Origin of the sequence: Pectobacterium betavasculorum, assembly GCF_000749845.1 — a bacterium.
In the GTDB taxonomy this organism is placed as follows: Bacteria; Pseudomonadota; Gammaproteobacteria; order Enterobacterales; family Enterobacteriaceae; genus Pectobacterium; species Pectobacterium betavasculorum.
The window spans coordinates 1-20,995 of record NZ_JQHM01000012.1 but is presented as its reverse complement, the minus strand read 5'-3'; the positions used below and the strand labels follow the sequence as shown (position 1 = coordinate 20,995).

Here is a 20,995-nt window from a genome sequence, read left to right as displayed (position 1 = left end):
CGATACCAACATGAATGATATTTTTAGGAGTAAGGGTTATGGCTTTGTGGGGCGGTCGGTTTAGTCAGGCAGCAGATCAGCGTTTTAAACAATTTAATGACTCACTGCGGTTTGATTACCGTCTGGCGGAACAGGACATCGTTGGTTCGATTGGCTGGTCGAAAGCGCTGGTGACGGTCAATGTGCTCAGCGAGCAGGAACAGCAACAACTGGAACAGGCGCTGAATGCGCTGTTGGTTGAGGTACAAGCCGATCCTGAGATGATCCTGCAAAGTGATGCAGAAGACATTCACAGCTGGGTTGAGCTGCGCCTGATTGAGAAAGTCGGCGATCTAGGTAAGAAATTACATACCGGTCGCAGCCGTAACGATCAGGTCGCGACCGATCTGAAACTGTGGTGCAAGGCGCAGATTGCCGAGCTGCTGCTGTCAGTACGCCAGCTGCGTCAGGCGCTGGTCACGACGGCGGAAGCGAATCAGGATGCTGTGATGCCGGGTTACACCCACTTGCAGCGTGCGCAGCCGGTGACGTTTGCACATTGGTGTCTGGCTTATCATGAAATGCTGGCACGTGATGAAAGCCGTCTGGAAGATACGCTGAAGCGTCTGGATGTCAGCCCGCTGGGGTGCGGCGCGCTGGCGGGAACGGCTTATCCGATTGACCGTGAGCAGTTGGCGGGCTGGTTAGGTTTTGCCTCCGCTACGCGCAACAGTCTGGACACGGTTTCCGATCGCGATCATGTGCTGGAACTGCTGTCCGATGCCTCGATCGGCATGATCCACCTGTCGCGTTTTGCCGAAGATTTGATCTTCTTCAACAGCGGTGAAGCGGCGTTCGTCGAGCTGTCTGACCGTGTGACATCCGGTTCATCCCTGATGCCGCAGAAGAAAAACCCAGATGCGCTGGAGCTGATTCGCGGTAAATGCGGTCGCGTACAGGGTGCATTGACCGGCATGATGATGACGCTGAAAGGCCTGCCGCTGGCGTATAACAAAGACATGCAGGAAGACAAAGAAGGGCTGTTTGACGCGCTGGATACCTGGCACGACTGCCTGATGATGGCGGGTCTGGTGCTGGAAGGCATTCAGGTTAAGCGTCCGCGTTGTAAAGAAGCCGCTGAGCAAGGTTACGCTAACTCGACAGAGCTGGCTGACTATCTGGTCGCGAAAGGCGTTCCGTTCCGTGAAGCGCACCACATCGTGGGTGAAGCGGTAGTTGAAGCTATTCGTCAGGGCAAAGCGTTGGAAGCACTGCCGCTGGCCGATCTGCAAAAATTCAGCGCCGTAATTGGCGATGACGTGTACCCGATTCTGGCGTTGCAATCCTGTCTGGATAAGCGTGCTGCACAAGGTGGCGTATCACCGCAGCAAGTCGCCAAAGCTATTAGCGATGCGAAGCAGCGCTTAGCCTAAGAACCTATCCATTAGGCTATTTTGTTTGCCATTTTGAACCTGGGCAGTGCTCGAAATCCTCACGTACTACGTGTACGCTCCGGTTTCTCCGCGCTGTCCGAGTCCAAACTGGCTGCACCAATAACGCCTAAGCTATACCTTAAGTTCCCTCAACGTTGGTGCTTCGCGTTGGGGGATTTCTTTGTTACCGCTCTGATTCTTCTGCACATTATCGTCTGCCCATATTCATATGGAATGCGGCTCGCATTTTTCTGCTCAACCGACTCCCTTCCTGAATTGTTTCTGGACATCCATACAGTATCATTTTACCTTGACCGACAGCGTGAAAGGCCTGCGGAGGTAAAGTGGATATCAGCATATTTTATGGTCTAGGCGGTGGTGCGGTGGGGCTGCTGATCGGGTGGTTGATTGCCAGCCTGATTCATCACCAGAAGCTGTCGCAGCATGACACCGAACAGCGGTTGCTGGCGCAGACATTGCAACAGACTCAACAGTCACTCAGCGAACAGCAGCAGGCCAAGCAGCAGGACGAACAACGACTGCGGCAAAACGAGCTGGAACTGCGCACGGTTCACGCTCAACTCTCTGCCAGCCATGAAAAGCTGCAACAGCTTGGCGAACTCCGCACTGAGTGCGTGCAGTTAAATCAGGAACTACGGGGGTTGCGTGAAATCAATAGTGCGCAGGAAGCCGAACTGCGTGAGGTCACCATTCGGCTGGAAGAAACCCGGATGGCGGCGGAAGAGAAGCAGCGGCTGTTGGCAAGCAGCGAACAGCGCTTGACGACGCAGTTTGAGAATCTGGCGAACCGCATTTTTGAACACAGTGGCCGCAAGGTGGATGAGCAAAATAAGCAGAGTCTTGATACGCTGTTGACGCCGCTGCGTGAGCAACTTGATGGGTTTCGCCGTCAGGTGCAGGACAGCTTTGGTGCGGAAGCGCGCGAGCGTCACACGTTGGCGCATGAGATCCGCAATCTACAACAACTGAACGCGCAGATGGCACACGAGGCCATCAACCTGACGAAAGCGCTGAAAGGCGACAATAAAACGCAGGGCAACTGGGGCGAAGTGGTGTTAAGCCGCGTGCTGGAAGCCTCCGGTCTGCGTGAAGGCTATGAATATCAAACACAGGTCAGCGTGCAAACGGGAGCAAATAGCCGCCTGCAACCCGATGTCATCGTGCGTTTACCGCAGGGCAAAGATGTTGTGATCGATGCCAAGATGTCGCTGGTGGCCTACGAGCGCTATTTCAATAGTGATGATGACGTAGAACGTAGTGCAGCGCTGAACGAACATTTACTCTCGGTTCGCAGCCATATTCGGCAGTTGAGCAGCAAAGATTACCAGCAGCTTCCGGGGCTGCGTTCTCTAGACTACGTACTGATGTTTATTCCCGTCGAACCCGCTTTTCTGGTCGCTATCGATCGCCAGCCCGAGTTGATCAACGAGGCGCTAAAGAACAATATTATGCTGGTCAGCCCGACCACGCTGCTGGTGGCATTACGTACCATCAACAATCTATGGCGCTATGAACAACAGAGCCGCAATGCGCAGCAGATCGCCGAAAAAGCCTCACGATTGTACGATAAGCTGCGATTGTTTGTGGATGACATGGAATCGCTGGGTCAGAGTCTGGATAAAGCGCAGGGCACTTATCGTCAGGCGATGAATAAACTTTCGTCTGGGCGTGGTAACCTTATTGGCCAAGCTGAGGGATTTCGCGCGCTGGGTGTAGAAATTAAACGCACAATCAGCCCGTCATTGGCAGAAAAAGCAGCGGCTCATGAGCAGACTGAGCGCGATGAACTACCGGGTTCTGTCGTTCCCGATGCTGTCTCTCCGACCGTAAAAACGGAAGGTGAAGAAAGGCAGCCAACGCACAAGCCGCTTGAAGTATGACGGCATAAATAGGTATGAATTTCGCGGGGTTGGCACTCGTGCTATGCGAAATTAGTGCAGTGGGGTTTTTATCCGGGTCTGGTACACTCTCATCATTAATGGGTAGACCCGAAATTTGACTGAAATAGTAGGCGGATAAGATGGCAAGTGAGCAGGAGAATACGGCCGACTTTGGTTTCCGGACTGTCGCCAGGGATGAAAAAGAAGTCATGGTGGCTGAGGTTTTTCATTCTGTAGCAGCAAAGTATGACCTGATGAATGACCTGATGTCTTTTGGTATCCACCGAGTCTGGAAGCGTTTCACTATCGAATGCAGTGGTGTAAGGCGTAACCAGCGTGTTCTGGATCTTGCCGGAGGAACAGGGGATTTAACCGCCAAGTTCTCCCGTATGGTTGGCGAAGGTGGCGAAGTCATTCTGGCGGACATCAATGCCTCCATGTTGAAGGTAGGCCGCGAGAAACTGCGCAACAAAGGCATTATCGACAACATCAACTATGTGCAGGCTAATGCAGAGGCGCTGCCGTTCCCTGATGACTTCTTCGACTGCATTACTATCTCTTTTGGTCTGCGCAACGTGACGGACAAAAACAAAGCGCTGCGCTCCATGTACCGCGTTCTGAAGCCCGGAGGTCGGTTGCTGGTGTTGGAGTTTTCCAAACCGGTGATTAAACAGTTGAGCACCATTTATGATGCCTATTCATTTCATATCCTGCCGAGGATTGGCGAAGCCGTGGCAAGCGATGCCGGAAGTTACCGCTATCTGGCGGAATCCATCCGCATGCACCCCGATCAGGAAACGCTGAAAGGGATGATGAGCGATGCCGGTTTTGACAGCGTTAACTATTTCAACCTCACCGGTGGAATTGTTGCGCTGCATCGTGGGTTTAAATTCTGATTGGAAACGCCAATGCTGATAACGTCTTTTCTGACTGCTACGCTGGAAACCGCGCTGAATCAGCTGCTTTTTCACGATACGGTTTCTTGTGATCGAAGCATGAAGTCTGCCCGTCAGCGCTTACAGGGAAAAACACTCCAGATTGAACTGGCTGAACTGGATGTTCCCTTAGTGCTGGTGTTTAACGAACAGCGGCTGGACGTGATCAGCCAATGGGGCGAGCCAGCGGATTGCTGCCTGAAAACACGCGTTCCGGTTCTGATGAAATTACGCGATCGTCAACAGCTCTCGTCGCTGATGCGCAGCGGCGAACTGGTTATTGAAGGCGATATTCAAGTCGTTCAACAGTTCATCGTGCTGGTTGATCTGGCGGAGTTCGATCCGGCGGAATGGTTGTCCCCCTATCTGGGCGATATTGTTGCTCAGGGGCTTACTCAAACAGCACAGAAAACCCTGAGTTTCCTGAGACGCTCATTACATCAGCAGCAACATTTCTTGTCTGAGACGCTAACGGAAGAGTGGCGCCTGGCACCGGGAAAACTGGAAAACGCCTGGTTCCATGAGGAAATTGTTGCGCTGGATAAATCCGCCGATACGTTGTCCGAACGGCTGGCGAAGCTGGAGGCTTTACGATGACGCCCAGTGAATTACGCCGCCTCTACAGCATTGTGCGCGTGCTACTGAGCTACGGTCTGGACGAACTCATTCCTAAGATGCGTCTGACGTTTCCGCTGCGTGTGGGTCGTCGCCTGCTGTTTTGGTTACCTAATCGCCACCGCAACATGCCTTTGGGGGAACGTCTGCGTTTAGCGCTTCAGGAACTGGGGCCTGTGTGGATTAAGTTCGGGCAAATGATGTCGACGCGCCGCGATCTGTTCCCACCCGCTATCGCCGATCAGCTCGCAATGTTGCAGGATAAGGTTGAGCCGTTTGACGGCAAGCTGGCGCGTGAGCAAATTGAACTGTCGATGGGGGGAATCCCTCTCGAAGAGTGGTTTGACTATTTTGACATTAAACCTCTGGCCTCTGCCTCGATTGCGCAAGTTCATACCGCATGCCTGAAAAGCACAGGAAAAGAGATCGTTATCAAGGTGATCCGCCCGGATATTCTCCCAGTCATCAAGGCAGATATGCGCCTGATGAAACGGCTGGCAGGCTGGCTACCTCGTCTGTTGCCAGATGGTCGCCGCTTGCGTCCGCGTGAAGTGGTGCTGGAATATGAAAAAACGTTACTTGATGAGCTGAACTTGCTGCGAGAAGCGGCAAATGCCATCCAGCTACGGCGTAATTTCGAGAATAGCCCAATGCTGTATGTGCCGGAAATCTATTCTGATTATTGCAGCGAAAGCATGTTGGTCATGGAACGTATCTACGGTATTCCGGTTTCTGATGTCGATGCGCTCAAAGCCAATGGCACTGATATGAAGTTACTGGCAGAACGTGGCGTTCAGGTTTTCTTTACGCAGGTCTTTCGCGACAGTTTCTTCCACGCAGATATGCATCCCGGCAATATCTTTATCAGCTACGAGCACCCGGAAGACCCGCAATACATCGGGATTGATTGTGGTATCGTCGGTTCGTTGAATAAAGAAGATAAACGCTATCTGGCCGAGAATTTTATTGCCTTCTTCAACCGTGATTATCGCAAAGTCGCCGAACTGCATGTGGATTCGGGCTGGGTACCTGCGGACACCAATGTTGCAGATTTTGAGTTTGCTATTCGTACGGTTTGTGAGCCCATTTTTGAGAAGCCGTTGGCGGAAATTTCATTCGGCCACGTATTATTGAATTTGTTTAATACGGCGCGTCGTTTCAACATGGAAGTTCAGCCTCAACTGGTGTTGCTGCAAAAAACGTTGCTGTATATTGAAGGCGTTGGTCGGCAACTTTATCCGCAGCTCGACCTGTGGAAAACCGCTAAGCCGTTTCTGGAGAGTTGGCTGAAGCAACAGGTCGGCTTACCTGCTGTCTTCCGTGCGCTCAAAGAAAAGGCGCCGTTCTGGGCTGAGAAATTGCCGGAAATCCCCGAACTGTTTTATGACGGACTTCGTCAGCATAAGATGTTAAAACAAAGCGTCGATAAGCTGACATATGAATTGAGAACGCAGCAGGCCCGTCAAGGACAGTCACGATATCTTTTGGGTATTGGCGCAACACTGCTAATCAGTGGTACGTTGTTACTGATCAGTCGTGTCGAAGCCGATATGGTTCCTGCGGGGTTGATGGCAGCAGGAATTGTCGCCTGGATTATCGGTTGGCGTCGAACTCGTTGAAGCAGATCATGATGCACGCCAGAATTACCCGATATTATAACGAGAATTCTGTCGTTCCCCTTTTTGAAAAGAGGTAAATGTTATGGGTGGTATTAGTCTCTGGAACCTGTTGATTATCGCAGTTATCGTCATCTTGCTGTTCGGTACCAACAAGCTGAGAACACTGGGATCAGACTTGGGTGCATCCATCAAAGGCTTTAAAAAAGCGATGGGTGACGATCAGCCGTCTACTAATGCAGACAAAACGCAGCCCGATGCTGATTTCTCTACCAAATCTATCGCTGACAACCAGTCAGACGCCAAGCAGGGTGACACGAAGAGCCAGCATAAAGAGCAGGTGTAATCTGTGTTCGATATCGGTTTTGGTGAACTGCTATTGGTGATGGTTCTCGGCCTGATTGTCCTCGGGCCGGAGCGTTTACCTGTGGCAGTCAGAACGGTTGCAAGCTGGATCCGAACGCTGCGTTCACTGGCGTCTACGGTTCAAAATGAGCTATCCCAAGAACTGAAACTCCAGGAGTTTCAGGACAGCCTGAAGAAAGTCGAAAAAGCCAGTTTGCAGAACCTGTCGCCTGAGTTGAAAGCCTCAATGGATGAACTCAAAGAGGCGGCAGAAGCGATGAAACGTGGCTATACCGAGACGCCCTCACCACAAAAATCGGATGATACCAAAAAATCAGACGATCACAGTGCGACGGCGGAACCGCAGAGTAATACCCCGTTAAACGATCCTGAAGCGGCCTACGACGGGGTGATTGACGCGGAAACCGCAGTACGTCCGTTAGACAGCCAACAGAAGCCTGAGAACGGTGCTGTTGCTGAGAATCACAATGATGGCCGTAACGCCGCTACAAGTGATGTGTCTGTCGGTAACGATAATGTCAAACCTGAGCAGTCCCAGTCTTCTGCTGTTTCTGCCCGCCAACCGAGCGATAGTCGTTAGTTTATGGCCGATGAAGAGACTCAACCGCTAATTAGCCACCTGATTGAGCTACGCAAGCGGCTACTGAATAGCATTATCTGTGTGCTGGCCGTATTTGTTGTGCTGGTGTTCTTTGCCAATGACATTTATCAAGTGGTTTCTGCCCCGCTCATCAAGCAATTGCCGGTGGGTGCCAGCATGATCGCGACTGATGTCGCCTCGCCTTTCTTTACGCCGATAAAACTGACGATGATTGTCTCAGTGTTTGTTGCTGCGCCGCTGGTGCTCTATCAGGTATGGGCGTTTGTGGCTCCTGCCCTGTATAAACACGAACGTCGCTTAATGATGCCGTTGCTGGTATCCAGCAGCCTGCTGTTTTATTCAGGCATGGCGTTTGCGTACTTTGTGGTGTTCCCGCTGGCATTTGGCTTTTTCGCGAAAACCGCGCCCGTTGGCGTGTTGATTGCGACCGACATCAATAACTACCTCGATTTTGTTATGGCGCTGTTCATGGCGTTTGGCGTATCGTTTGAAGTGCCAGTTGCCATTGTGCTGCTCTGCTGGAGTGGAGTGGTGACGCCAGAAGATCTGAAGAAAAAGCGGCCTTATATATTGGTGGGCGCATTCGTTGTTGGGATGCTGCTAACGCCACCGGATGTTTTCTCACAGACACTACTGGCGATTCCGATGTATCTGCTGTTTGAAATCGGTGTGTTCTTCGCGCGGTTTTATGTTGGCAAAGGCCGACGAACTGAAACGGAAGAGCCATCGCAGTAACCCACGGTTTCCTGCGGCAGGACGGTAAAATGACCTCTCTTTGAGAGGTCTTATTTTTTATTCGCCAGAGTGAGAGTCATGTTTGATATCGGTGTCAATCTAACCAGTTCCCAGTTTGAAAAAGACAGGGAGCAGGTCGTCATCCGGGCACAGCAAGCGGGTGTCAGTGGCATCTTGATCACGGGAACCAACGCCCAGGAAAGCCATCAGGCGATGTTGCTGGCGCAAACCTATCCCGATTACTGTTGGTCAACGGCGGGTGTCCATCCGCATGATGCGAGCCAATGGAATGACGCTATCGCTGAACAACTCCACCAAATGGCAAACTCTGCCTCCGTGGTTGCCATTGGCGAGTGTGGGTTGGATTTCAACCGTAATTTTTCTACTCCAAATGAGCAGGAACGCGCATTCAGTGCACAGTTAGCGATAGCGGCTGAGCTGTCTATGCCCGTTTTCCTTCATTGCCGTGACGCACATCCCCGCTTTATTTCCCTGCTGACGCCATGGCTGAGTCAGTTACCTGCCGCCGTGGTTCACTGCTTTACCGGGAATCGCCACGAATTGGATGAGTGTCTGTCCGCGGGTCTGATGATCGGTATCACTGGCTGGGTTTGCGATGAGCGTCGCGGGCTTGAGCTACGCGCCTTATTGCCGCACATTCCTGCCGATCGGCTGTTAGTGGAAACCGACGCACCTTATCTGTTACCCCGGGATTTACGCCCTAAACCGGCATCCCGCCGTAACGAACCCTGTTATCTGCCCCATATTATTCGCCAGATTGCGGAGTGGCGTGGAGAAGATGCCACATGGCTGGGACAGACAACAGATGAAAATGCCCGCCGGGTTTTCCGGCTGGCCTGATTCAGGAGAATAATGACATGAGCAATGCTTTTCCCGGCACTTTCCCTGGCCGACGTATGCGTCGCATTCGCCGCCATGATTTCAGCCGTCGCCTTGTTGCTGAAAATCAACTGACGGTAAATGATTTGATTTATCCCGTTTTCGTGATGGAAGGGACAAATCATCGTCAGGAAGTTCCCTCAATGCCGGGGGTATACCGGATGACTATCGACGTGCTTCTTAAAGAAGCCGAAGAGATCGCTAAGCTCGGTGTTCCGGTACTGTCGCTGTTCCCCGTTATTGAAGCGGATAAGAAATCGCTCTATGCCGAAGAAGCCTATAACCCAGATGGTCTGGTTCCTCGCACGATCCGTGCGTTGAAGGACGCCGTTCCAGAGCTGGGTTTGCTGACGGATGTGGCGCTCGATCCCTATACCACACACGGGCAGGACGGGATTATTGACGAAGATGGCTATGTGATTAATGACGTCACCAAGGAGATTTTGGTGCGTCAGGCTCTGTCTCATGCTGAAGCCGGAGCAGAAATTATTGCGCCTAGCGATATGATGGACGGCCGCATCGGCGCTATTCGCGACACTCTTGAAGCGCAAAATCTGATCAATACTCAAATCATGGCCTATTCGGCTAAGTATGCATCGTGCTATTACGGACCTTTCCGTGATGCCGTGGGCTCAGCGGGTAATCTGAAAGGTGGCAACAAGAAAACCTACCAGATGGACCCGGCCAACAGCGATGAAGCCTTGCAGGAAATTGCGCAGGATTTGCAGGAAGGCGCGGACATGGTGATGGTCAAGCCGGGAATGCCTTATCTGGACGTGGTTCGCCGCGTCAAAGATACGTTCGGTGTGCCGACGTTTGCTTATCAGGTATCTGGCGAGTATGCGATGCACATGGCGGCGATTCAGAACGGCTGGTTGCAGGAGCAACCGGTAGTGATGGAGTCTCTGCTGTGCTTTAAGCGTGCGGGTGCGGATGGTGTCCTGACCTATTTTGCCAAGCGTGTTGCACAGTGGCTACACGATCAGCATATGCAACGCTAAGCCAGTTCTCATCCGGTGCGGTGTAAACGCACCGGATGGGGCAAAGGGGCAAACTAGGCTTTGCGAAACTCGCGATTATCGAGGCTCTGCTTGACCTGCTTGTTCAACATATTCAGCAATAACATCGAGCGGGCTTCGCCGTCAGGTTCGGTGTAGATAGCCTGAAGACCAGAGAAAATACCGTCAGTAATGACCACGCTATCGCCAGGCTGTGGCGTCAGTGGATCAATGATTACCTGCATGGGGCGAAGTGACAACTCATCAATAACCTGCTGTGGAACAGTCGCGGGTAGTGCGCCAAATCGCACAAAGTTACTCACCCCGCGCGTGGCGCTGATGGTAGTGGTGTGGATACGTTCGGGGTCGAATTCCACAAACAGGTAGTTCGGGAACAGCGGCTCACAGACTTCAGTTCGTTTACCGCGAACGATTTTATCCAGCGTGATCATCGGGCTCACGCAGATTACTTCCTGACGTTCCAGGTGTTCTTTCGCTCGCAGCAGTTGACCACGTTTACAATACAGTAAGTACCAGGCTTCCATAATTTCGCAGACTTATGATTCCGACAAGCAAGCATAACAAAAGCAAGCACGGATAAAAAATTTTCGGCAGATATTTTTGTTACCACATTTTGGCGATCGGATTCTTGATGGTGATTAGATTCTTGCCATAAATAGGCGCTGCGGGAAGCGACAGGTTGGCGAAGAGACTTTATAATAGCCACAACGATAGACTGCCCCCGATGAATAGCATGAAATACCGTGACTTACGCGAGTTCCTCTCGCTGCTGGAAGAGAGAGGGGAGTTGAAACGCATTACTCAGCCCATCGATCCCTACCTTGAAATGACGGAAATTGCCGATCGGACGTTGCGTGCGGAAGGTCCAGCCCTCCTGTTTGAGAACCCAAAAGGCTATGACATGCCAGTGCTGTGCAATTTATTTGGCACGCCGAAACGTGTTGCTTTAGGAATGGGACAGGAAGAGGTCAGCGCATTACGAGACGTGGGCAAACTGCTGGCATTTTTGAAAGAACCGGAGCCACCGAAAGGGTTTCGCGATCTGGTCGATAAAATGCCGAAGTTCCGTCAGGTACTGAATATGCCGACGAAACGGCTGTCTTCGGCACCGTGTCAGGAACAGATTTGGCAGGGTGATGATGTTGACCTGCGTCGGATTCCGGTGATGCAGTGCTGGCCTGAAGACGCTGCGCCGCTCATTACCTGGGGGCTCACCGTGACACGTGGGCCGCACAAAGAGCGGCAGAATCTGGGGATCTATCGCCAGCAGGTGCTAGGTAAAAACAAACTGATTATGCGCTGGCTGTCTCATCGCGGTGGCGCACTGGATTTTCAAGAGTGGTGTCAGGAAAATCCGGGGCAACGTTTCCCCGTGGCTGTTGCGCTGGGTGCTGACCCAGCGACGATTCTCGGTGCAGTGACGCCGGTGCCTGACACGCTATCGGAATATGCCTTTGCGGGTTTACTGCGTGGGCATAAGACTGAAGTTGTGAAGTGTTTGTCGAACGATTTGGAAGTCCCCGCCAGCGCGGAAATTGTTCTTGAAGGCTATATTGAACCCGGAGAAATGGCGGCTGAAGGGCCTTATGGCGACCATACCGGCTATTATAATGAAGTCGATCACTTCCCTGTCTTTACCGTCACGCATATCACTCAACGCCAGAATGCCATTTATCACTCGACTTACACGGGGCGGCCACCGGATGAACCCGCCGTGCTGGGCGTGGCGTTGAACGAAGTTTTCGTGCCGATCCTGCAAAAGCAGTTTCCTGAGATTGTCGATTTTTATTTGCCCCCGGAGGGTTGCTCTTACCGTCTGGCGGTCGTTACCATGAAGAAACAGTACGCGGGCCATGCCAAACGCGTCATGATGGGCGTCTGGTCTTTTTTACGTCAGTTCATGTATACGAAATTCGTCATTGTCTGCGATGATGATGTAAACGCGCGCGACTGGAAAGACGTGATATGGGCGATCACTACGCGCATGGATCCGGCACGCGATACGGTATTAGTGGAAAATACACCGATAGACTATCTTGATTTTGCCTCACCGGTTTCTGGTCTGGGCTCCAAAATGGGTCTGGACGCCACCAATAAATGGCCTGGCGAAACGCAGCGTGAGTGGGGACACCCCATCAAGAAAGACCCGCAGGTTTGTGCCCGCATTGATGAAATATGGGACGAGCTAGCCATTTTTAGTGACAGAGAGCCCCGGCGTTAACGGCTGCTGCTCTGTTCTCAGTTTTGCTTTTATGACCCTATAGAGGGAATGCATGACAACATTGAGCTGTAAAGTGACTTCGGTTGAAGCCATAACCGATACGGTCTATCGCGTTCGTTTATTACCTGAAGCGCCTTTTTCCTTTCGGGCTGGTCAGTATTTGATGGTAGTGATGGGCGATCGGGATAAACGTCCTTTCTCACTGGCATCAACCCCGATGGATAAAAATTTTATCGAGTTGCACATTGGGGCATCCGAACTGAATCTTTACGCGATGGCGGTGATGGAACGCATTCACAAGGAAAAAACCCTGACGGTCGATATTCCGCATGGTGAAGCCTGGCTGCGGGAAGAAAGTACGCGTCCACTGGTATTGATTGCCGGTGGAACTGGATTTTCGTACGTGCGCTCTATTCTGCTGACCGCGCTGGCACAGCAACCCGATCGCGATATCTCCATTTACTGGGGCGGACGTGAATCCCAGCATCTGTATGATTTAACAGAGCTTGAGGGTTTTGCAGCCAACCACGCGAATCTGCGTGTGGTGCCTGTCGTCGAACAGCCAGAAGAAGGGTGGGATGGCAGAACGGGTACCGTTCTGAGCGCAGTATTGCAGGATTATGGTTCACTGGCTGAACAAGATATTTACATTGCCGGGCGCTTTGAAATGGCGAAAATTGCGCGTGAACGTTTTTGCAACGAGCGCGGTGCGCTGACTGCCCATATGTTCAGCGACGCATTTTCGTTTATTTAAAGCCGTCGGCGACAGTAAGAGATAAACAGTAAAAATCCCACAGCGGTGGGATTTTTTGTGTCTACGGGCGTTGCTTGCAGAGCTTGTCTACGCTCAGGGGCGTTCAAATACCGTCGCAATACCCTGTCCCAAGCCGATGCACATCGTCGCTACACCAAACTGAACGTCTCGGCTTTCCATCAGATTAATCAATGTGGTAGAGATGCGAGCCCCCGAGCAGCCGAGCGGGTGACCCAGCGCGATGGCTCCGCCGTTGAGATTGACCTTTTCATCGAGCTGTTCCAATAGACCCAGATCTTTAATGCAGGGTAGCGTTTGGGCGGCGAATGCCTCATTCAGTTCAAAGATGCCGATATCGGCCAGACTCAAGCCTGCTCGCTTCAGCGCCAGTTTAGTGGCCGGGACAGGACCATAGCCCATAATAGAGGGATCGCAGCCCACCACGGCCATCGCCCGAATGCGGGCCCGCACCGGTAAACCTAATGATGCTGCGCGGGATTCGCTCATGATCAACATGGCCGATGCGCCATCGGACAACGCTGAGGATGACCCAGCTGTCACCGTGCCGTTAACCGGATCGAATGCTGGTTTGAGAGCGGCAAGACTATCGATGGTAGTATCCGGGCGAATCACTTCATCATAATCGAAACGTTGCAGCGCGCCGTCGGCATCATGGCCTGCCGTGGGGACGATTTCATGACGAAATGCGCCAGATTGGGTGGCGTTGTAAGCTCGCTGGTGTGAGCGGGCGGCGAATTGATCCTGCATCTCACGACTAATGTTGTGCATACGCGCGAGCATTTCGGCCGTCAGCCCCATCATTCCTGCGGCTTTAGCTACGGTGCGGCTCAGTCCTGGATGAAAATCGACCCCATGATTCATCGGCACATGTCCCATATGCTCCACGCCGCCGATTAAACAGACATTCGCATCGCCCACCATAATCGCACGGGCAGCATCGTGGAGCGCCTGCATAGAAGAGCCACAGAGTCGGTTAACGGTAGTGGCGGGTACGCTCACCGGGATTTCAGCCAGTAAAGCGGCATTGCGTGCCACGTTGAAACCTTGCTCCAGCGTCTGCTGTACACATCCCCAATAGATATCGTCGATCTCATGGGCGTCTAGCGCTGCGTTTCGGCTCAATAGGCTACGCATCAGGTGCGCGGACAGGTCTTCGGCTCTCACCTGCCGGAAGGCTCCGCCTTTGGATCGCCCCATCGGCGTGCGTACGGCATCAACAATCACTACCTTTTCCATATTTCCTGTCCTCATGCCGGTTGACCGTGGGAAACGTCCGCGTGTGGCGCGACCGATGGATAATAGCCTTCATTGTTTTTGGCTTTTTGCTGTAAGCCGTCAGGCACCTGATAGATGGCGCCAAGGTGAGCCAGCTGTTGCGCCATCTCGACATAACGCGCACTGCCCAACGTATCCAGATAGCGGCAGGCTCCGCCGTGGAAGGGAGGGAAACCTAATCCATATACCAGTGCCATGTCCGCTTCGGCAGGGCTGGCGACAATACCTTCTTCCAGACAGCGCGCAACTTCATTAATCATCGGGATCATCATCCGAGCGATAATCTCTTCTGCGCTGAACGTTTTCTTCGGTTGGCTAATGTCTTTAAGAAATGTATCTACAGTTTCATCCTGTTCTTTGCGCAGCTTCCCTTTGCTATCTGTTTGATAACGGTAGAAACCCTGACCATTTTTCTGCCCAAAGCGCTGATGCTCAAACAATACGTCAATCGCATCACGGTAATCTTTTGCCATCCGCTGTGGAAAGCCTTCTGCCATCACCGCTTGGGCATGGTGAGCGGTATCAATGCCGACAACATCGAGCAGGTAGGCTGGCCCCATCGGCCAACCGAATTTCTTCTCCATGGCGTTATCGATCTCGCGGAAATCGGCACCGTCTCTGAGCAGTAAGCTGAATGCTGCAAAGTAGGGAAACAGAACGCGATTCACGAAGAATCCAGGGCAGTCGTTCACGACAATTGGTGTCTTGCCCATCTTGCTGGCATAAGCCACTACGCTGGCGATGGTACGGTCGCTGGTTTTAGGGCCGCGAATAATTTCGACCAGCGGCATGCGGTGTACTGGGTTGAAGAAGTGCATACCGCAGAAATTTTGCGGTCGCTTTAACGACGCAGCCAGCACCGCAATTGGAATCGTTGAGGTATTCGAAGCCAGAATCGTATGCTCGCTAACGTGCGATTCGGTTTCCGCTAAAACGCTGGCTTTGATTTTCGGGTTTTCTACCACAGCTTCAACGACGATATCGGTACGTTCGAACCCGGCGTAATCCAGCGTCGGGTGAATGTTGGCTAAAATCGTCGCCATTTTCATTCCGTCTAGCTTACCTCGCTCCATCTGTTTATTCAGGAGCTTGGCTGCTTCATTCATCCCCAGCGCGAGGGGCTTCTCGTTGATATCCTTCATCCGAATCGGCACACCCTTGAACGCGGACTGATAGGCAATCCCTCCGCCCATAATGCCCGCACCCAGCACGGCGGCCTGCTGAGGCACGGATGTTTCGCCAATCAGCTTCTTCGCTTTGCCTTTCACATATTGATCGTTGAGGAAAATACCGACGAGTGCGCGAGCTTCATTTGAACGCGCCAGTTGAACGAAGTGCTGCGTTTCGAGTTGCAATGCATCATCTCGCGTCATGGTCGCGGCGGCTTCGATGGTTTTTACCGCTAACATCGGTGCTGGATAATGCTTCCCGGCGGTTTGTAGCACCATCGCTTTAGCGGTGGTAAAGCTCATCATAGCTTCAATTTTATTGAGTTTCAGCGCCTCAAGTTTCGGGCGTCGGTAACCCTGCCAGTCCAATTCGCCATTTATAGCCTGTTTTAGCATCTTGATAGCGGCGGGAATCAACTTTTCATTGGCGACAACAGCCTGCAGCAGCCCCACTTTTAAAGCATCGGCTGCGCTGACGTCTTTACCTGCGGCGATAATCTCCAGCGCGCTGTCTGCACCCAGCAGGCGCGGTAGCCTGACTGTACCGCCAAAGCCTGGCATGATCCCTAGTTTAGTCTCTGGCAACCCGATTCGTGCATCTGGCGTTGCTAAGCGAAAATCGGTTGCCAGCACGCATTCGCAGCCGCCTCCTAGCGCATAGCTATTAATCGCGGACAGCGTGGGAACGGGTAAATCCTCAAGACGGTTGAAAATACAGTTGGCGAAGACAAGCCACTCATGCAGCTTTTCGGCTGGCGCGGCAAAAAGAGAAAGGAATTCTGTGATATCGGCACCGACAATAAATGCGGGTTTGTCTGATCGCAGCAGTAATCCCTTCAGGTTCGGCTGTTCCGCCAGAACGTCCAGTGCCTTACCCAGGCTGGCAACCGTGCGGGTATCTAGCGTGTTAACGGAGCCTGGGGCAGAAAATACCAGCTCGGCAATGCCGTCCTCAAGCCAATTAAGGTAGAGGGATTCACCTTGATAAAGCATGTTTATCTCCGCTGTTTGTGTTAGTGATCTGGTATGACCAGATAATTGAATTGTGGTTATAATGTTAATTTTTTGCAAACGGGAGATTAATTTTTTGCCGAATCGATCACAAAGCACCGGACGCTGCCCTTGGGTGATGCCTGTGTTAAAATGAAGGGATCATGTCGTGACGTACAAGGATACTCATGGAAAAGCTGGCTTCTTTATACCATCACCATCTGGCTACGCTGCAAACGCGTGCTCAGACGGTTTTAGCGCGCCATCAGCTTGACGCATTACTGATTCACTCTGGTGAGCTGTTGACCGTTTTTCTGGACGATCACGACTATCCTTTTAAAGTTAACCCGCAGTTTAAAGCTTGGGTGCCAGTCACTCAGGTACCGAACTGCTGGCTATGGATTGACGGCGTTAATCCGCCGAAGCTGTGGTTCTACTCGCCAGTTGATTACTGGCACAACGTTGCTCCGGCTCCCGAGAGCTTCTGGACCGAAGAGATTGATATTGCCGTGCTACGGAATGCCAATGATATCGGGCAACTGCTTCCAGCGCAGCGAGAGCGTGTTGCCTATATCGGCTATGCACCACAACGTGCGCAGGATTTGGGGATTCGAGCGGGCAATATCAATCCTCAGGGTGTGTTGGATTATCTGCACTATCATCGCGCTTACAAAACAGACTACGAGCTGGCCTGCATGCGTGAAGCACAGAAGACGGCGGTTATCGGCCATCGTGCAGCGCATGAAGCATTTCTTTCCGGCATGAGCGAGTTCGATATTAATTTGGCGTATCTGACGGCCACTGGGCATCGGGATATCGATGTACCTTACGGTAATATCATCGCGATAAACGAACACGCAGCGGTGTTGCACTATACCCAGTTGGATCATCAGGCGCCTTCGGATGTCCGCAGTTTTCTGATTGATGCGGGCGCCGAATATAACGGATATGCTGCTGACCTCACGCGAACCTATTCTGCGCAGAGCGATGGGACTTTTGCTCAACTGATTAAAGATCTCAATCAGGAAATGCTTGCGCTGATTGAGACCATTCAGGCGGGAGTGCGCTATACCGATTACCACATTCAGATGCATCAGCGGATTGCGAAACTACTGAAATCACATCAGCTGGTTCGGGATATCAGCGAAGAAGCTATGGTAGAGCAGGGGCTTACATCGCCTTTCCTGCCGCACGGCCTTGGCCACCCGCTGGGCTTGCAGGTACATGATGTTGCTGGTTTTATGCAGGACGATCGCGGTACACATCTGGCGGCGCCGGCACAGCATCCTTACCTACGTTGTACCCGTGTGCTTGAGCCTGGCATGGTTATGACGATCGAACCGGGCATCTATTTCATTGAGTCCTTGCTCGCGCCGTGGCGTGATAGTGAATGTAGCCAACACTTTGACTGGCAAAAAATCGATGCGCTGAAACCGTTTGGTGGTATTCGCATCGAGGATAATATTGTCATTCATGAAGGACGTGTGGAAAACATGACGCGCGACCAGAATCTGGCCTGATGCAAGCGTATCCCATCCCTGCTGCGCCCGTGAGCTTCAGTGAGGAAATCAAGAAAAGCCGCTTTACTACGATCCTGACGGCAACGCCGGGAATCGATGCGGCAAAAGCGTTTATCCAACACGTCAGGGAAGAACATGCCTCGGCAGGGCACCACTGTTGGGCGTTTGTTGCGGGTGCGCCTGACGATTCCCAACAGCTTGGTTTTTCTGACGATGGTGAACCGTCCGGTACGGCAGGTAAACCGATGCTGTCGCAACTGATGGGAAGTGGTATCGGCGAGATTACGGCCGTAGTGGTGCGTTACTATGGCGGAATCCCGCTAGGCACGGGCGGGTTAGTAAAGGCTTATGGCGGTGGCGTCCAGCAAGCGCTGAAGCTGCTATCGTTGCAAGAGAAAGTCTTGCAAAAAGAGTATGGCTTACAATGTGACTATGCACTGTTACCCCAGGTTGAATCACTCATCTTTCAGCTTGGCGGAAAAGTTTTGCATAGTGAGTATGGCGTGGATGTCGTATTGCGGTTCTCTATACCTGTCAGAGGAACCGAGGAAGCGGCAACGAAATTGCGTGATTTAAGTCGCGGTGCGTTGCATTTATTGCCGATTCCATAATAATCCCAGCGCTTTTTTATGAATCATTAAGGAATTCCCTGCGATGCACTTGCGCGCCATAACCCGTATTGTCGGCCAGTTGGTTATCCTTTTTTCCGGGACGATGGTTATTCCTGGACTGGTGGCGTTAATTTACCGCGATGGCGCAGGTCGGGCCTTTACGCAGACGTTTTTTGTCGCGCTGGCCATTGGCATCGTGCTGTGGCTACCAAACCGCAAGCAGAAGCATGAGCTGAAGTCTCGAGAAGGGTTCCTAATCGTTGTCCTCTTCTGGACGGTGCTGGGAAGCGTTGGTGCGCTGCCTTTCCTGTTTGCTGAACACCCTAATTTGGGCTTAACGGATGCTTTTTTCGAATCGTTCTCTGGGTTAACGACAACGGGGGCGACCACGCTGGTCGGGCTGGATTCATTGCCTAAAGCCATCCTGTTTTATCGGCAAATGCTGCAATGGTTTGGTGGGATGGGGATCATCGTACTCGCGGTTGCTATCCTGCCGATTCTTGGTGTCGGTGGGATGCAGCTTTATCGTGCCGAGATGCCGGGGCCGTTGAAGGAAAACAAAATGCGCCCGCGTATTGCCGATACGGCGAAGACGCTGTGGCTGATTTATCTCTTACTCACCATTGCCTGTGCCGTTGCGCTGTGGCTGGCGGGCATGCCGGTATTTGATGCTATTGGGCATAGCTTCTCTACGGTATCGGTCGGGGGGTTCTCTACCCACGATGCCAGTATTGGCTACTTCAATAGCCCAACGATTAACACCATTATCGCGATATTCCTGCTGATTTCCGGTTGTAACTTTGGCTTGCACTTTGCTCTGCTGAGCGGCCGCAGCCTGAAGGTATACTGGCGTGACCCGGAATTCCGCATGTTCATTTTTGTTCAGTTGTCGCTAGTCGCCGTGTGTACGATTGTCCTGTGGGTCCACCATGTTTATGACAGCGGGATGCAGACGATCAATCAGGCATTCTTTCAGGTTGTCTCCATGGCGACAACCGCAGGGTTTACGACGGATAGCATTGCATCGTGGCCACTTTTTCTGCCGGTTCTGCTTCTGTGCTCCGCGTTTATTGGCGGGTGCGCGGGGTCAACCGGCGGTGGCTTGAAAGTGATTCGTATCCTTCTGCTTTTCCTACAAGGATCGCGCGAGCTTAAGCGTTTAGTTCATCCGAATGCGGTTTACACAATTAAGTTGGGCCACCGAGCGTTACCGGAGCGCATCCTTGAAGCGGTATGGGGATTCTTTTCCGCGTATGCACTGGTTTTCATTGTCAGCATGCTGGCCGTTATTGCAACAGGCGTTGATGATTTCTCCGCGTTTGCTGCGGTCGCTGCCACATTGAATAATCTGGGGCCGGGGTTGGGCGTCGTCGCTGAGAATTTTACGTCGATGAATGATACGGCGAAATGGATTCTGATACTGACAATGCTGTTTGGTCGTTTGGAAGTCTTCACGCTTTTAGTGCTGTTTACGCCAACCTTCTGGCGGGAATAGTACCCATAAGGATAAAGAACAATGAAAGCTTTGATCGTGTTTTCGAGTCGGGATGGGCAAACAAGGGCGATTGCCTCCTCTATTGCGAATACGCTGAAAGGAACCCTGGAGTGTGATGTTGTTAACGTACTCAATACGAGTGATATCGATCTGGGTCAGTACGACCAGGTCCTTATTGGGGCCTCGATTCGGTACGGGCGCTTTCATCCAGCGGTAAATCAATTTATCCATAAACATCTGGCTTCTCTGCAACAATTGCCTAGTGCGTTCTTCTCGGTGAATCTCACTGCACGTAAACCAGAGAAGCGCACAATACAAACCAATGCCTATACGCGTAAATTCCTGCTTAGTTCCCCTTGGCAGCCAGATCTGTGTTGTGTGTTCGCGGGTGCTCTGCGTTATCCGCGTTATCGTTGGTTCGATCGGGTAATGATTCAACTCATTATGCGTATGACGGGCGGCGAAACGGATAGCACTAAAGAGGTTGAATATACGGACTGGCAGCAGGTTGCCCGTTTCGCACAGGATTTCGCCCAATTAGCGGCGAAAAATCCGGCATAACGCTGTCTTTTACTGCGCTTTGCTGAAAAAATCCCCACTCGGTAATTATTTTGCATTTAGCGCTTGTCAGCCGCCGAGAAGTCCCTATAATGCGCCTCCACTGACACGGCAACAGCGACACGCAGTTGCAGTGACAGGAAAAAGATTCAACAAAGGCGGTCAGTAATGACTTGACTTTAAAGCGGATTAGCATAGTATATGCAGCCCGCGCCACCGATGAAGTGGCACTGCTCTTTAACAATATAATCAGACAATCTGTGTGGGCACTCACAAGACCG

19 protein-coding genes are annotated in these 20,995 nt (G+C 52.1%); 16 read left to right on the top strand and 3 right to left on the bottom strand.

What is annotated here, in order from left to right; translation table 11 throughout:
* The first annotated feature begins 38 nt into the window (after positions 1-38).
* The 10 genes from argH to hemB all read left to right on the top strand — a co-directional run bounded on the left by argH (position 39) and on the right by hemB (position 10,082).
* Positions 39-1,412 (top strand): argininosuccinate lyase, encoded by a 1,374-nt coding sequence (argH, locus tag KP22_RS17135; protein ID WP_039307274.1) that lies wholly within the window; start codon positions 39-41, stop codon positions 1,410-1,412.
* Between the two features lie 344 nt (positions 1,413-1,756).
* Positions 1,757-3,313 (top strand): DNA recombination protein RmuC, encoded by a 1,557-nt coding sequence (rmuC, locus tag KP22_RS17130; RefSeq protein ID WP_039325383.1) that lies wholly within the window; start codon positions 1,757-1,759, stop codon positions 3,311-3,313.
* A 140-nt stretch (positions 3,314-3,453) separates the two neighbouring features.
* Entirely contained in the window at positions 3,454-4,209 is a 756-nt protein-coding gene (gene ubiE / locus KP22_RS17125; protein ID WP_039307272.1) for a bifunctional demethylmenaquinone methyltransferase/2-methoxy-6-polyprenyl-1,4-benzoquinol methylase UbiE, read from the top strand.
* 12 nt (positions 4,210-4,221) lie between these two features.
* The gene (gene ubiJ, locus KP22_RS17120) at positions 4,222-4,845 is read left to right on the top strand and encodes a ubiquinone biosynthesis protein UbiJ (RefSeq protein WP_039307271.1); all 624 of its coding nucleotides are present in this window, start codon (positions 4,222-4,224) and stop codon (positions 4,843-4,845) included.
* Positions 4,842-6,482 carry a ubiquinone biosynthesis regulatory protein kinase UbiB gene (gene ubiB, locus KP22_RS17115; RefSeq protein ID WP_039325381.1) on the top strand — a complete coding sequence of 547 codons (1,641 nt, stop codon included), beginning with the start codon at positions 4,842-4,844 and terminating at the stop codon, positions 6,480-6,482. Before ubiJ ends, ubiB begins: the two co-directional genes overlap by 4 nt.
* Before the next feature lie 82 nt (positions 6,483-6,564).
* Positions 6,565-6,825 (top strand): Sec-independent protein translocase subunit TatA, encoded by a 261-nt coding sequence (tatA, locus tag KP22_RS17110; protein ID WP_039325379.1) that lies wholly within the window; start codon positions 6,565-6,567, stop codon positions 6,823-6,825.
* Positions 6,826-6,828: 3 nt separating this feature from the next.
* The gene (gene tatB, locus KP22_RS17105; protein ID WP_039307267.1) at positions 6,829-7,425 is read left to right on the top strand and encodes a Sec-independent protein translocase protein TatB; all 597 of its coding nucleotides are present in this window, start codon (positions 6,829-6,831) and stop codon (positions 7,423-7,425) included.
* A 3-nt stretch (positions 7,426-7,428) separates the two neighbouring features.
* Positions 7,429-8,181 carry a Sec-independent protein translocase subunit TatC gene (tatC, locus tag KP22_RS17100; protein ID WP_039307266.1) on the top strand — a complete coding sequence of 251 codons (753 nt, stop codon included), beginning with the start codon at positions 7,429-7,431 and terminating at the stop codon, positions 8,179-8,181.
* A gap of 78 nt (positions 8,182-8,259) precedes the next feature.
* Positions 8,260-9,042 carry a 3'-5' ssDNA/RNA exonuclease TatD gene (tatD, locus tag KP22_RS17095; RefSeq protein WP_039307262.1) on the top strand — a complete coding sequence of 261 codons (783 nt, stop codon included), beginning with the start codon at positions 8,260-8,262 and terminating at the stop codon, positions 9,040-9,042.
* Between the two features lie 17 nt (positions 9,043-9,059).
* The gene (gene hemB / locus KP22_RS17090; protein WP_039307260.1) at positions 9,060-10,082 is read left to right on the top strand and encodes a porphobilinogen synthase; all 1,023 of its coding nucleotides are present in this window, start codon (positions 9,060-9,062) and stop codon (positions 10,080-10,082) included.
* A gap of 53 nt (positions 10,083-10,135) precedes the next feature.
* Here hemB and rfaH read toward each other — a convergent pair whose 3' ends face one another.
* Positions 10,136-10,624 (bottom strand): transcription/translation regulatory transformer protein RfaH, encoded by a 489-nt coding sequence (gene rfaH, locus KP22_RS17085; protein ID WP_039325377.1) that lies wholly within the window; start codon positions 10,622-10,624, stop codon positions 10,136-10,138.
* 200 nt (positions 10,625-10,824) lie between these two features.
* Here rfaH and ubiD point away from each other — a divergent pair, with 200 nt between their 5' ends.
* A complete protein-coding gene (gene ubiD / locus KP22_RS17080) occupies positions 10,825-12,321 on the top strand; it encodes a 4-hydroxy-3-polyprenylbenzoate decarboxylase (RefSeq protein WP_039307256.1) in 1,497 nt (498 codons plus the stop codon).
* 52 nt (positions 12,322-12,373) lie between these two features.
* On the top strand, positions 12,374-13,075 hold the full coding sequence (gene fre / locus KP22_RS17075; RefSeq protein WP_039307254.1) for an NAD(P)H-flavin reductase: 702 nt from the start codon (positions 12,374-12,376) through the stop codon (positions 13,073-13,075).
* Between the two features lie 93 nt (positions 13,076-13,168).
* On the opposite strand, the gene fadA is transcribed toward fre, so the two are convergent.
* Together fadA and fadB are read right to left on the bottom strand one after the other, a co-directional pair.
* A complete protein-coding gene (gene fadA / locus KP22_RS17070) occupies positions 13,169-14,332 on the bottom strand; it encodes an acetyl-CoA C-acyltransferase FadA (RefSeq protein WP_039307252.1) in 1,164 nt (387 codons plus the stop codon).
* 11 nt (positions 14,333-14,343) lie between these two features.
* The gene (gene fadB, locus KP22_RS17065) at positions 14,344-16,533 is read right to left on the bottom strand and encodes a fatty acid oxidation complex subunit alpha FadB (RefSeq protein WP_039325374.1); all 2,190 of its coding nucleotides are present in this window, start codon (positions 16,531-16,533) and stop codon (positions 14,344-14,346) included.
* A gap of 185 nt (positions 16,534-16,718) precedes the next feature.
* Here fadB and pepQ point away from each other — a divergent pair, with 185 nt between their 5' ends.
* Genes pepQ through hemG form a run of 4 tightly spaced genes read left to right on the top strand, consistent with a single transcriptional unit; the run spans position 16,719 to position 20,717 of the window.
* Positions 16,719-18,050 (top strand): Xaa-Pro dipeptidase, encoded by a 1,332-nt coding sequence (pepQ, locus tag KP22_RS17060; RefSeq protein ID WP_039325372.1) that lies wholly within the window; start codon positions 16,719-16,721, stop codon positions 18,048-18,050.
* On the top strand, positions 18,050-18,661 hold the full coding sequence (locus tag KP22_RS17055; RefSeq protein WP_039307247.1) for an IMPACT family protein: 612 nt from the start codon (positions 18,050-18,052) through the stop codon (positions 18,659-18,661). The genes pepQ and KP22_RS17055 overlap by 1 nt, the downstream gene beginning before the upstream one ends.
* A 43-nt stretch (positions 18,662-18,704) precedes the next feature.
* Complete coding sequence (gene trkH / locus KP22_RS17050; RefSeq protein ID WP_039307243.1) at positions 18,705-20,156, top strand: Trk system potassium transporter TrkH; 1,452 nt, start codon at positions 18,705-18,707, stop codon at positions 20,154-20,156.
* A gap of 21 nt (positions 20,157-20,177) precedes the next feature.
* Positions 20,178-20,717, top strand: coding sequence for a menaquinone-dependent protoporphyrinogen IX dehydrogenase (gene hemG / locus KP22_RS17045; RefSeq protein ID WP_039307241.1), 540 nt, complete (start codon positions 20,178-20,180; stop codon positions 20,715-20,717).
* The last annotated feature ends 278 nt before the right edge of the window (positions 20,718-20,995 follow it).

What these genes read in the sequence shown, in the direction of transcription:
- argH (WP_039307274.1), top strand. Translation starts at nt 39, where the DNA reads ATGGCTTTGTGGGGCGGTCGGTTTAGTCAGGCAGCAGATCAGCGTTTT.
- ubiE (WP_039307272.1), top strand. Translation starts at nt 3,454, where the DNA reads ATGGCAAGTGAGCAGGAGAATACGGCCGACTTTGGTTTCCGGACTGTC.
- ubiJ (WP_039307271.1), top strand. Translation starts at nt 4,222, where the DNA reads ATGCTGATAACGTCTTTTCTGACTGCTACGCTGGAAACCGCGCTGAAT.
- ubiB (WP_039325381.1), top strand. Translation starts at nt 4,842, where the DNA reads ATGACGCCCAGTGAATTACGCCGCCTCTACAGCATTGTGCGCGTGCTA.
- tatA (WP_039325379.1), top strand. Translation starts at nt 6,565, where the DNA reads ATGGGTGGTATTAGTCTCTGGAACCTGTTGATTATCGCAGTTATCGTC.
- tatC (WP_039307266.1), top strand. Translation starts at nt 7,429, where the DNA reads ATGGCCGATGAAGAGACTCAACCGCTAATTAGCCACCTGATTGAGCTA.
- tatD (WP_039307262.1), top strand. Translation starts at nt 8,260, where the DNA reads ATGTTTGATATCGGTGTCAATCTAACCAGTTCCCAGTTTGAAAAAGAC.
- hemB (WP_039307260.1), top strand. Translation starts at nt 9,060, where the DNA reads ATGAGCAATGCTTTTCCCGGCACTTTCCCTGGCCGACGTATGCGTCGC.
- rfaH (WP_039325377.1), bottom strand. Translation starts at nt 10,624, where the DNA reads ATGGAAGCCTGGTACTTACTGTATTGTAAACGTGGTCAACTGCTGCGA.
- ubiD (WP_039307256.1), top strand. Translation starts at nt 10,825, where the DNA reads ATGAATAGCATGAAATACCGTGACTTACGCGAGTTCCTCTCGCTGCTG.
- fre (WP_039307254.1), top strand. Translation starts at nt 12,374, where the DNA reads ATGACAACATTGAGCTGTAAAGTGACTTCGGTTGAAGCCATAACCGAT.
- fadA (WP_039307252.1), bottom strand. Translation starts at nt 14,332, where the DNA reads ATGGAAAAGGTAGTGATTGTTGATGCCGTACGCACGCCGATGGGGCGA.
- fadB (WP_039325374.1), bottom strand. Translation starts at nt 16,533, where the DNA reads ATGCTTTATCAAGGTGAATCCCTCTACCTTAATTGGCTTGAGGACGGC.
- pepQ (WP_039325372.1), top strand. Translation starts at nt 16,719, where the DNA reads ATGGAAAAGCTGGCTTCTTTATACCATCACCATCTGGCTACGCTGCAA.
- KP22_RS17055 (WP_039307247.1), top strand. Translation starts at nt 18,050, where the DNA reads ATGCAAGCGTATCCCATCCCTGCTGCGCCCGTGAGCTTCAGTGAGGAA.
- trkH (WP_039307243.1), top strand. Translation starts at nt 18,705, where the DNA reads ATGCACTTGCGCGCCATAACCCGTATTGTCGGCCAGTTGGTTATCCTT.
- hemG (WP_039307241.1), top strand. Translation starts at nt 20,178, where the DNA reads ATGAAAGCTTTGATCGTGTTTTCGAGTCGGGATGGGCAAACAAGGGCG.